An 11,893-nucleotide genomic window follows, 5' to 3' on the forward strand; every position below is an offset into this window, starting at 1 on the left:
CCATCAACCTCAACGACCTCTTGCGCCAACGCACAGTTAAAGGCGAGCGTATCGAATACAAAACCGGTTGGAACCCCGATGCGATCATCCGCACACTGTGTGCCTTTGCAATTAGATATGCCCCCGCTTTCTAATCCATTCGGAACTTGAGAAGTTCAGAGGCATATCGTTAGCGGCTACACACCAAATAGAGTTCCTTCGATACAGTATTTAGGCAGGTAATCCGACTCGACAGTCAAGTCGTTCCCTGCGTCAAACCACAGTACTGCCATACCTAGGAGTTCCATTGGGATAAAGCTTTGAACTGGGGCTACGTCTTCTTCACATCGTGCCTCAAAGAATTCGATAAGAGCTTTGAGGTTTTTCTCTAAGACTTCATTAAAATCCAGGCCAAGATTGGTTGCCAGGGCCAGCAATAGCTCAATCTTACCCATAGTTATATCCAGTGCTTTATCACTTCCTTCTGCAACGGCCAGCTCTGACGCCTTATTAATCAGCGGAACAAAATCATCGCGCCTGAAATGAAAACTCTGCAAAGCCTCCACTAATACATACTCTGCTTCAATACTTTTTGTTGCGCTTGAGCGCAACAGACTTAAGGGGAAAGAAGCTAAGCTATTCATACTTTCTCTATCGCGCGCGACTACTGCGGTGAAGTAAGCTTCTTGCCAGCGTTCAGGAAAAATTCTGCCATTTTCTACAATGCCTGCACCATTGAGCTGCGCTTCCCCACAACCTGATAGTGATATATCAATAGTGGTGTCTGGATTTTGCGCTAAGGTAAAATAAGCAGCATATGCCTTTGCTGAGAGCTTGATGGCTTCAGCCCCGGCTTGATCATATGAACTATTGTCCAGTAGGGTTATTTCCCGCGCTTTCGCCAAAGACTCTTGAGCAACGCTAAGTACATTGTCGCTCTTCCTATATAAATTCTTACACCCATTTCTCATCAACCGATCAGCGCCGTCAATGTATTCAATAACCCAATCTTGGCGCATAGTAGCTTGTCTTTTGTTTTTAATCATAATTCCCACTTAAATATCATTATCTAGAATAGATTTAAGCTTTAATTTATCTATTTGATACTCAGAGACCTTTACACTATCCACGGCGGATGGGTCATTCTCAATAGGGGTTTGCACTCTAAGATAACGAATGGATTTGTCATCCTGAGAAGCAAACTTTATTGCTCGTGCTGCATAGACTTCTTTCCTTATTGCGCTATTCTTTTCATCAGAAAAGTTTGATGACACGCGCTTACTCGCCATACTCTGAGTTACATTAGCAGCATACTCCGTAGTCCCTTGCTCGTAGTCAATACCGTTGATGTTCCGAGTACCGGTTGTTCCGCCTGCACCCTTGGCTTCGATGATAATGATTTCACCCGCATCGTTCTGGTAAACCATGTCGAAATTCCCTGAGAGCGAGGGCGCGTTTTCGATATCCTCTGGGTGGATACGCTTGAAATCCGGGAATTCTTTTTGGACATGGACATCGGCGTAAAGCTCGCCAATTTTTCCTGATACGGCAGCGACATTTTTGCTGTTGTATTCGGTCATATCCCAGTCGGAAGGCTTTAAGTCCTCGACTTTCTTACCAAGCTTCTTCGCGGCTTCTTCCTTGAGCGCTTTTCTTTCATCTCGTAGCGTGTCGCGTTCGGCTAGAAGTGCGTTAAGGCTCGCAGCGTAAGGATGATTATCCGGCAAGCTCATGTCGTAGGCCGTAATCTCTGTGGAGACGGCCTTGATCGCATTCTTTTCAACAGAGCAGATTTCCTTTCCATTGGCCTTCGCCTTGTCTATGGGCTCCCCATCAACGACAACCGCATGCACGAACTCTTCCGATGACAATTGCTTTTTAGCTGGGTACTTAACTGCATTTTTCCGGGTTAGCGTGATCTTATCTTCATCAAGATCAATATCGTCGTCGGTAAAGGTATACTCCGGCCGACTACTTTCACCAGTTTTCAGCAACACCGTCGTGGGGCTGTTCTCGGTTGGCTTGCCATCTTCCAATACTTTCTTGACCGCAGATTTGTGATCATCTGAAAGCGCCGACATATGCGGCTCAATGAATTTGTCCACCTTGCTCGTCTGTACGCCGGACTGAGGGCAGTTGCCCGCCAGGGAGCTTACATGCAGGTCATCCGCACCATTTAGGCTGTTATCAGTCATGCTTCCAACTTCCCATCCATCATGGACTGTCGCCCACTGTAGTAGTAAAGAGCCTCTAATCGAAAGCTGATATTCCCCAGCTCGGAGTTCTCCAGATAGTCCGTTCTAATCCATTTCTGGCTATCGTCCTGGAGGAAGCCCCAACCAAACAGGATACAAGCGCTAATAAAGTGATAGGCGTCTTGCCGGCTTTTAGCGCCAAGTTGATGCATCTGGGAAATGGAGGCATCAACAAGCCTGAACAGCTGGTCTGGCGCAATAGATTTAAGTCGGTCGGGATACTTTTCCAGAAATGTTGTCGCCATCTTTCGTACGAACTCTCGACGGACAGCGTGTGTAAACTGCTCACACTGATCCTGGCGTATTTTGAGAAGGCTATCTGTTGTCCCAGAGCTTGGCTGTTCTGACGGGTCGTAGACGCTTACGTGTGAGTCTGATCCATCAACATTTCTCGAAATAAACTGTAGTTTTCCCTGTTTACGCTGAAATATGCTGACCTTTTCTGGCGCGTCACCTTCCATCCAGAAAACGCCGGTGTCGCCCATAATGCGATTAAGTTGCGCCGAGTCGCAGAGTGGCAGCAACACTCTCATATAGCGCGGATCGCAGTAGCGAAAGTACCAGTTCTCGTTATTAGGGCCGCGAACTTTTGCAAGACGGCGGAAGTGCTGAACAAGTTCCGTCATGGGCTTATTGCTGGCTAAAAAAATACACCAGCTGTTGCCCCAGCCTTCCTGAAATAACCACTGGGTGAACGGATCACTGCCTAACTCGACGATGTGGGGAGACGCAGCTTTTAACGTTTCTCCAATCCCGTGCCAAAAGAGCGTCGAGCTGTCACAGGAGCTTTGGGTTATTTGCGGATAAATACGCTCGTCAATGGCGCAGTCGACTAACGCGTAGTAATGGCGAAAGCCGGGGCAATGGCCCTTTAAAGTGGATAAATTGAAAAAGTCCTGCATTCTGTACAACTCTTCCTGATTTTAAAGTGTCGCCGAAAGTTGGGCGTTTAAGAACAAACGCCCCAGTCGTAGCTCCTATAGGTCTCCGTCACCCGGTAGTAAACTATCCAGATCGAAAGTCGAACTAGCTGCCGGCTTTGCTTTAGGGACAATTACAGGGTGTTTTAGATAGACTTCCTCCCCCATTTCACGGAGCCAGTTCAGCCAGATGTGATTACTGAACTTGATCTTGAGCTCGTCGTTTTCATTTAGGTTGGAGGTGTTACGTATCGCCTTTAAAAACACGGGCTCTAGCTCTGGGACCTTGTAGTTTAACGATCTGATGTGTTCCAGAAATTGAGGGGGAAGCAATAGATTATGGGCTTCAACATAGTGAGCCAGTCCCTCAGGCCAATACCATTTTCCATCAGTCAGTTCTGCAGCACCAAGCGGACCACTTTCTGAGTATTCACATTCAAAGCGGCAGCGTGCGTACCCAAGCCAACCATCACAGCGCGCGGCATTCTTCAGGTAACTTATGATGCCTTCTTTGTCAGAGCCGATATCTCCGCACAGAAAGCTTGGAGTGACTCCGTTTTCATAATTATTCGACCAGAAGCCGATTTCATTCAGAGTGGTGACTATCATGTTTATTCCTATGCGACGGTAGAACATGAACCATTGGGCGTGAAGGTTTCAAATCCTTCCCCTACAGGACGCAAACAAGAATTTAACTCTTCATTCGTGAGGGGGCTACCTTTCGCTTCGGTGCGCTGGACAACCTTCTGTTCATCTAGTACTCGTACATCGCCATTGTTATCTAACTTCATTCTCCCCGTACCGCCAGTGACAGGTACGCCCATGATGTTAGCGATATCTTGTCGTGCAGGACCAGGTGTTCTACGACAAGCAATAACTTCAATTTCATCGGGCTTAAAGCCAATCTCCTTCAGCTTATTTCCTAATGTTACACCGTCATGGCCTGCAATGGCGTCTCCTGTACCATGCGCAAGTAACGTTAGTTTTTTAACATTGCGCAAGCTATCAATATTGTCTCTGCCGATGATTGGGACATTACGTGTGTCGACCAGTTTTTGAGCCGACCATGCAACGATGCCATCCTTAGGCTGCAGCACTAATATCGCATTCTTAAAGCGGTCTTCCATAATGTCATAGTTATCAGGTATGACATCTGGACAATCTCCAGGCTTAGCGGTCAAACCAAAGGGGTCTACCCAGTGGGTCGGGTTGGGGACATATAGATAGTTGTTGGCGCCACCAACCAATCCCACCGGGTCTTGGTTGATGAATCTCGCGCTGCCAGGGTCGTAATATCTGTGCCGATTATAGTGAAGACCCGTCTCATCATCGAAATACTGGCCTTGGAAGCGCAGGGAGTTTTCAACCTCTTCGGTTTCTTTTAGCGCCAGGTTGCCATAAGCCTTGTAACGCACAGACCAAACGATTTTGCCTTTGGCGTCCGTCATTTCCTGCGGCGTACCGAGGTGATCGAGGTGATAGTGGTAGACTTTTTGATCTTGAATGAAGGCCAGCGGTCTAAACGAGTTAGGCTCGTAAACGTAGATTTTACTCAGATGCTTACGTTGCTCTGACAGGAGAACGTCGCCATTCCATAGGAACACTGTTTTCCCAAAAGCATCCTGCTTACTGACGCGACGACCGAGAGCGTCATACTTGTACTCAGTTCTTTGCCCGTCTTTCTCGACAGCAACCAGTTGATTTTGCTTGTTGTAGAAGTAGCGAGTCTCAAGCTTTCCGCCTTTTCCGCGCTTCTCCCTGATCAGATTGCCGGCTTCGTCATACTCAAAATGGCGATCGCCATGGAAGTTAAGACGGTTGCCTTTTGCTTGATTGGCTCCATCCAGAATGTTGCCTGCAGGATCGAATGAAAACTCCTCATTACAGAAGCTTTCCACTGCTTTCAAACGATCCAGGGCATCGTAATGGTAGTGGGTCGCCCCTTTTTTGAAATCTTCAATTAATGCCAGGTTACCGCTAAGGTCATACCCATAATCGCGCTCAATGATGCGCTCTTTAGTCTGGCGGTTGCTCGCATGGTGACGGACCAATCGACCCATCAAGTCGTATTCGTAATGTGACTCAACAGATCCCTGTAGTCTGCGGGTTTCGCGACCATATTCATCACGTTGCACTTTGGCAAGCGTTGCTCCGTTGACGCTAGCTTGATTGAACAACCCATTTGAGGCATACGCAAACTCTAATGTGCGACCGTCTGGTAAAGTAGTTTGCGTCCGGTTGCCAAGCGCATCATATTCATGACGAAGAACATGATGGTCTTGCCGCTCTTCGGCCAACTGTCCCAATCTGTTATAAGCAAACTGAATGCTACGATTGGAATTGACGGCCTTAATTACCTGACCACTGGCGTTATAGCCAAAGCGGCTGACTTCCCCATCAGGACTGTGTTTTTCCAACAAGCGTCCTATTCGGTCGCGCTTGAAGAAAGTCGTATGTTCAGCTTGCGCCACCTCATCGGTATGGAGGCCTTCAATATGAGCTTTCAAATAGCCGGCAGGGTCGTATTGATATTGCTGCACGCGCCCATCGAATCCAACTTCGCGAATCAGCCGCTCATTGCGGTCATAGGCGAGCTCATAACGCTCACCTTTTTCGTTGATTAATCCTACTAGGTTGCGCTCTTTATCATACTGATACTCGAATACCTTCCCTGAAGGATCGATCTTTTTACGAACTTGAGATAAGCCGTCGTATACATATTCAGTACAGCGACCAGCGCCATCAATAACATGAGTCAATTGGTCATTGGCGTTGTATCGCAACTGAGTTTTAGAGCCATCAGGGTATACAACCTCTGTTATATTGCCGTTTAGGTCGTATTTGAATCTGCTAACGCCCCCTTTTGAAGTGGATGCTTTGCTGATTGCGCCGCTCTCGTTATAGGCATAGGTCGTGGTTTGATTGTTATTGGTTTCACTAACCAATTGCCCCTGATGATTCCATCGATACTCTTTCTGATTGCCAACTGCGTCCGTGACCTTGTTTAGACGCCCTTGGCTGTTATATTCATATTGAGTTTTATTGCCGGCTGGATCGATAAAGGCGGTTACCAAACCACGCGAATCATATTCTCTGGTCCACTTATGCCCGAGCGCATTAGTGATGCTGATAGGTTGGGCGTCTGCGTTGTAATCGATCTTGTAAATACCGCCATTCGCATCAACCAGGGTCGTCAGCTTTCCTTGGTCGTTATAGCCGTAATGAGTACTGTGTCCGTTGGGGTTGGTTTCCTCGATGAGATTACCCGCTGCATCATATGCTCTGCGGGTGACGCCGCCCTCCGGATCAATCTCTTTTGCTACTTGCCCTCGCTCGTTGTAATGGTAGGTGGTAACGCCGCCATTACTGTCGGTGGCTTGAGAAATGCGGTTTTTCAAGTCCCATTCAAAGCGATAGTCATAGATGCCGTTGTCGCACCACTGACGTAAGCAGCGAGCGGATTTGTCATAGCGATTCCACTCAAAATAGACGCTGAAGCCAGTCTTGAGGGTGTGACGGGTAATCACGTGATTACGATAACCAAAGGTTTCGCTATTGCCAGCGGGATCGGTTACTGCAATCAGGTCTTGGGCTTCGTCATATTGATATTTAACGAGGCTATCTACGCGACCGTCGTCATGGACATTCTGGACTTCACAGATCAGACCGTATGCGTTATGCAGTAGATGCAACCGTTTGCCGCCGGAGGTGGTTACAATCGTTACCGGACGCTCATGCTCCTCCAACTCTACCCAATAGCTGACATCAATACGGTTACCCAATGAGTCCAGCACAGACTCAAGTCGATATACGCCGTTCTTGCCTGAAAAAGCCAGATTGGGTTTGCCCAGTTGTTTCAGTACGAAGTGGCGCTCGCCCAAGCGATGCAGCTCAAAGTGCTCTGCACTGTTTCGGACCATCTCGCCTTCTGATGGCAAAGGGAAATCGATGTAACGCCCTTCATCCGTTGTAAAGACGATACGGCCATCAACTTCTTCTAACTGCTGGCTAAGAAAGTGTGTCCAGCCATGACCTAATCCGCGCTGATTATGGTTGGAGGATTTGTACGTTCTTTTCCAAATCAGAGGGAGGGGGCCAGAGAGTTTAAAATCCAGTTGGTCTAATAACTCTTCGCCAGTGACCATACTGATGGGGTGGCCGTTTTTGCAGGAATTGACGTTATCCTGAGAGGTTTCGCCATTGTCGTTTACGCCCGTTTTATTACTGGTCGCGGGGGTATCTTCAGACTTGGGTGCGTTTGCTGGCGCTGCGGCCTTTTCACACTCCTCACAAAACGGCAGCCCTTCCTGAGCGGTATTCTTTAATGTCTGCGCTTGCGCTTCCTCATCGGGCCCTTTCGCCTGTGCTGGCGCAGAGCTTGGTGCGGCGGCGGGCGCTGCAGCGGCGGAAGCTTGATGGCTACTGGACGCTCTTTTCTCACTAGACCAGCCGGGATTGCCGGCTAATTGCGTGACCTCCATGACTTCTCCAGTCACCGCTGGCGGCGGTGGTGGGGCCGGATTGGCGCGAGCAATCAAACGTTCAGCAAGTCTCACCTCTGAACTGACAGGTACTGGTCCTTCTTCGCTCTCGTTGATAACTGGACAGAAAGGCTTCTTCTTGTCAGTAAAAATCAACAACACCTCACCACGCTCAACGCCTCTGACAAAATCATCCTTCCACTTGCGGAAGTGGGGTGAACCACGCCCAGGAAAAGCGCCAAACCCCGAGCGGAAGTGATAGCCGCATAAATTGCTGGCGACATCGCTGACCTTGAAGTCGTTGCTCAAGCAACGGTCGGCAAAGCTCGCTGCAAAAAAGGGAGACTCGATAAATGGAAGATCGGCGACAGTGATATCAGACCAATGCTTAAATGCATAAGAGCGGGTGGAATACATGCAGGAAACATCCCTTGTATTACGCCTTTCCTAACCAAACAAGGTGAAGATGACGCAGAATCAAAATTGTTACGTATTTTTACAATACAAGAATATTTTACTATCCAGAGGCGTCTGGATGTATAATCCAATCGGGATAGGAGTTCGGAACTAGCCGACAATACTAGCTTGACGACGCGATCACAAAATAAGCATCATGAGACTTGCTTTAACTTGCATTCTAGGATGGGCATTGCATATGGACTCGCGCAGTCAAAAATCTCCCCAACAAATAGTCGAAGAAGCAATTCTACGGTACCTCCCTGAATATGTGCCTGATGCTATCCAAAGTGGTGTTTCTGAAACGCAAATACTAAGCGGCAGCATCTCTCATACAGAAGCCAAAACATATCGCGAATTGAGTTTAAAAGAGATCACGCGTCTAATGAGCCAATCGTCAATGGAGTACCAGCTAAAAAGGATGAAGTCCCGAGGCTGGTGACTTTTGCCTATTAGAAAGGTTAGCGAGTGAAACGACGGGACTTGTCGATCCCCCTCGTCAAAGTATTTTACATTGTTGGCTCAGGCAGCTTCCGTGGCCTTGCTCTCAACTCCCATTTTATTTGTAGGCATGGAGCTAAGAGCAGGAGAAATCCCCACTATGACCGAGGATGGAACCAATCTTTATATAATCTAATATTTGGATCACTCTGATAATCAAGCTTTGAGTACCCTATCACTCTTAAATCATTAGGATGGATTACTTGATCCGTTTCCAGGGCAAAAATAGGACCCCCTCCATCGTTTACAACTACTCCAGCCCAATACTCTCCCTTATCTTTTAAGCGAAAAGCATTATCTTCTCCTCCTGACTCACGTCTCCAATAGTCTTTACTTCTAGTTCTAGTCCTATCATACGCCCTCCAAAACTCACCTCTTGGAACTCTTACTTGTAAGAGTATTCCTATTGCAGTGCCATTTGAGTTTTCAGGTACAAAATTCGAGTATGCTGTCGCAATGTCAGGGGCGGTGGCGTATTTAATTTTCCTAATTGAATCTCGACTTATTGTACGTTCATAAGTTTTTGCACCTAAAGAACTCGTGTTTGCTGCTATTTGAGGGTTTAAGCCGTGGGTTAAGATGGATGGCCAGTTTGAAGCATAAGTTCCATGCGTAAAGTAGTAGTAATTTTGGTCTTGAATCTTTATTGATTCGACTATAGATTTAAATTTAGCTTGCACATGTAACTCCAGCAATATAAATACAAGATGAATCCCGATTTTTATAGATTAAGGCTACCAAATGGAAAGAACCACTCTTCTGTATGCTTCCGATTAGCTGATCGCCAGTTTTTACATAATAAAATATTATTGCCTGCCTGCCTGCCTGCCTGCCTGCCTGCCTGCCATACTACAGCGATATCCATCGCCAGTGACGTTACTTACGTGATAATTTTAAATTTTCCCTTGTTGTTATATCTTTAGTTGTTGTTTGAAGGTGAAATTATCAGTATAAGCATTAAGAAATCCAATCCTACAGATGTAGGATACTATCTAAGCATTGTGTTCTTACTTGCCGATTACTTATATAAATAGGCTAGGGATAGTTTCGAGACAAAAGCTAAGCCTCAAATAAAGCTGATTGAGCGCTAGATGGAGTGAGCTATCTTGGTCTGCAGTCTGCTTCCTCAACTTCCTGCACGCATCTGGGGCACCGGCTGCCATAGCTGGCTGAAAAGTTGTAGTTGTGCCCACATTGCGTACACGTGAAAGTGCGTTGATGAGCGTTACGTGTTGTAGAGTATGGAGTGTGTGTTCTGTCGTGGTAGGTCACTTGAGAAAACAGTGAGTTGTGGGATGATTTTTTTTCTAACGCCTGCTTGGCGTTAGTAATTTCTCTATACTGCTTGGGATGGAAAAGCCATCTTTTTCCTTCCGCTGAGTCCAATAAAAAAGTTTTAAGCACGTCCTTAAATGTAAGCGAGTGCTCTTTTTCTTCCCAAAACAATGACTCAAGCTCAGTTAAGTCAACGGCGAGAATACCTATTGGTTTTTCTACAGGCTCTTGAATTAGGTCAATACGCCTTTCTGGATATTCGAATTGAAGCCCCAGGGGAACCACTTTTTTCTTTCCCTGAACCTTTCCAAGTACATCAAAGTCAACCCCATACATCTGTTGGCTGACGGAGATATCTTCCAAAGCCACTTCCCGTGACTCTGTTATAGTTATCCACTCTGACATTCCGTTTACGGAAACTAATCTTTCATACAATGGGAGCTGGATATTACAGATGTCAAAAGAGTCCATTAGCTGACGGGCCATCATGGCAACTGAGACATAAAAAGAATACTCACATTGCGTGATCTCTTCTTCAGGTTTATTTTTTGTGAAGTGAGCGAAGTGCCAAGTGTTTTTATGGCCTTGACGAGCTACCAACTCAATACGGCATGAGGGGCAAATACAGCCTGAGTGGATTCCTCGAGGCACTTCATGTACATCAACTAATTTCGAAGAATTGACTTGCAAGCCAAAAGGAATTCGGTTCATCGAATTCAAGGTCTCCCATCCATGTCACTTCTAGCGTTGAGTGCTATCAACAGCCAATCCGAATAGCGCTTACGAGATAGTTATACTCCCACGTTATTATCTGGGTGTTAAGTTTTTTCTCTTTTTGTCATGCTGCCTTTTCCCTCTTACAAGAAATAGCTAGTACGCCTTGGTAACGCAACACTATGTTGGAAACGACACCACGTCCATTGTTTGGAAAGAAATGCATGTTCCGGAATAACTCGAAGCATGATGTTGATAGGGAATTGGTTAATCTGGCTCGGATATCTTCCGTGGCCGTTTCCCGAGTATGCCCTGGGCTGCCATACTTACTACTTGATCTCCTCCCACCACGATATGGTCGGCCAGTGGTATTTCAAAGAGCATAAGCGTCTGTAGCAACCGGTATGTAATGAGCTGGTCGTTTACGTTCAAATTGGGACGCGTGAGCGATGAATGGATGATTTCATTCGCTGAAAACTCAGATGACATTAGCCACCTAATAAACCTCCGGCTATGCCGGAGGTCATTCAACTTTAAGAAAGTTCTGTATGGCAGTTTGCAGACATACAGTCATTCTAAAAATCACTGCTAAGCGTCTATCCTGTTAGGCAGACGCTTTGAGAGTATGCTTTTTGACTATCAAATAGTGCCGGTAGGTTTTAATAAAATTTCAAGTAGAGTACACAAGGCGTAGATTGACGGTAGTCAGAAAACACATTCCAGCCTTCGAAGTGGTCTTTGAAGAATTCCAAAGTGTCGTTTTTTAAATGGCATTCAGTGGAACTATTTGTTGATTCAAAAGCACTATCTTTATCCCGGGTAAATTGCAAATCCTGCTGGTAAATTCCAATTATCTTACCTTCATCATTTCTAACGATTAGATCAACGTGATGGTTTTCCTTTTTCCCTTTTTTGACAAAGCTGGAAAATTCGACCCTTTTTGAGTCACTAGATTGTTTGGGATACGATAAAAAGCTATCTGCTTCCTTGCTTTTATACCCAGTCCCAGGCAACAACGTCACTTCATCAACAACCTCGCCTGAGCTACTTAGCTCAAAGTGTAATGTTTCAGAGGTGTCATTTGTAAAACCAATATATGTCTTGCCGTGCCCTTCGCCTGCCATGACTTGCATAGAAAGTGAGCACAAGAGACCAATACCTAAGGAACCTCTGAATAACTCCCAGAATCAGTCATAATACGGCAGTCCAACTCAGCAGGAACACTTTTCATGGATCAGATGACTTTCTCCGAAGCCGAATACCAGAATAAAAAGCGTAAGACCCGCCGGGAAATCTTTCTGGAGCGGATGGA

Annotated in this window: 9 protein-coding genes; all 9 read right to left on the reverse strand. The window is 46.3% G+C overall.

Features of this window, described 5'->3' with window-relative positions; all coding sequences use genetic code 11:
• Positions 1-176: 176 nt before the first annotated feature.
• Positions 177-1,025, reverse strand: coding sequence for an immunity 49 family protein (locus KP814_RS11325; RefSeq protein ID WP_216736873.1), 849 nt, complete (start codon positions 1,023-1,025; stop codon positions 177-179).
• Positions 1,026-1,034: 9 nt separating this feature from the next.
• Positions 1,035-2,174 carry a hypothetical protein gene (locus KP814_RS11330; RefSeq protein WP_216736874.1) on the reverse strand — a complete coding sequence of 380 codons (1,140 nt, stop codon included), beginning with the start codon at positions 2,172-2,174 and terminating at the stop codon, positions 1,035-1,037.
• On the reverse strand, positions 2,171-3,136 hold the full coding sequence (locus tag KP814_RS11335) for a DUF4123 domain-containing protein (protein ID WP_216736875.1): 966 nt from the start codon (positions 3,134-3,136) through the stop codon (positions 2,171-2,173). Before KP814_RS11335 ends, KP814_RS11330 begins: the two co-directional genes overlap by 4 nt.
• Positions 3,137-3,211: 75 nt before the next feature.
• On the reverse strand, positions 3,212-3,763 hold the full coding sequence (locus KP814_RS11340; protein ID WP_216736876.1) for a hypothetical protein: 552 nt from the start codon (positions 3,761-3,763) through the stop codon (positions 3,212-3,214).
• Between the two features lie 8 nt (positions 3,764-3,771).
• Positions 3,772-8,052 (reverse strand): RHS repeat-associated core domain-containing protein, encoded by a 4,281-nt coding sequence (locus KP814_RS11345; protein ID WP_216736877.1) that lies wholly within the window; start codon positions 8,050-8,052, stop codon positions 3,772-3,774.
• A gap of 638 nt (positions 8,053-8,690) precedes the next feature.
• Complete coding sequence (locus KP814_RS11350; protein WP_216736878.1) at positions 8,691-9,272, reverse strand: RNA 2'-phosphotransferase; 582 nt, start codon at positions 9,270-9,272, stop codon at positions 8,691-8,693.
• Between the two features lie 421 nt (positions 9,273-9,693).
• On the reverse strand, positions 9,694-10,578 hold the full coding sequence (locus KP814_RS11355; protein WP_216736879.1) for a competence protein CoiA family protein: 885 nt from the start codon (positions 10,576-10,578) through the stop codon (positions 9,694-9,696).
• Between the two features lie 270 nt (positions 10,579-10,848).
• Positions 10,849-11,070, reverse strand: coding sequence for a JAB domain-containing protein (locus KP814_RS33140; RefSeq protein WP_256445996.1), 222 nt, complete (start codon positions 11,068-11,070; stop codon positions 10,849-10,851).
• A gap of 170 nt (positions 11,071-11,240) precedes the next feature.
• Complete coding sequence (locus KP814_RS11365; protein ID WP_216736880.1) at positions 11,241-11,714, reverse strand: hypothetical protein; 474 nt, start codon at positions 11,712-11,714, stop codon at positions 11,241-11,243.
• Positions 11,715-11,893: the final 179 nt, after the last annotated feature.

The organism is Hahella sp. HN01, from assembly GCF_018986435.1.
Classification (GTDB): Bacteria; Pseudomonadota; Gammaproteobacteria; order Pseudomonadales; family Oleiphilaceae; genus Hahella.

Bases quoted from the DNA above. Each gene is read 5' to 3' on its own strand.
- KP814_RS11325 (WP_216736873.1), bottom strand. From the start codon at position 1,025: ATGATTAAAAACAAAAGACAAGCTACTATGCGCCAAGATTGGGTTATT.
- KP814_RS11330 (WP_216736874.1), bottom strand. From the start codon at position 2,174: ATGACTGATAACAGCCTAAATGGTGCGGATGACCTGCATGTAAGCTCC.
- KP814_RS11335 (WP_216736875.1), bottom strand. From the start codon at position 3,136: ATGCAGGACTTTTTCAATTTATCCACTTTAAAGGGCCATTGCCCCGGC.
- KP814_RS11340 (WP_216736876.1), bottom strand. From the start codon at position 3,763: ATGATAGTCACCACTCTGAATGAAATCGGCTTCTGGTCGAATAATTAT.
- KP814_RS11345 (WP_216736877.1), bottom strand. From the start codon at position 8,052: ATGTATTCCACCCGCTCTTATGCATTTAAGCATTGGTCTGATATCACT.
- KP814_RS11355 (WP_216736879.1), bottom strand. From the start codon at position 10,578: ATGAACCGAATTCCTTTTGGCTTGCAAGTCAATTCTTCGAAATTAGTT.
- KP814_RS33140 (WP_256445996.1), bottom strand. From the start codon at position 11,070: ATGTCATCTGAGTTTTCAGCGAATGAAATCATCCATTCATCGCTCACG.
- KP814_RS11365 (WP_216736880.1), bottom strand. From the start codon at position 11,714: ATGCAAGTCATGGCAGGCGAAGGGCACGGCAAGACATATATTGGTTTT.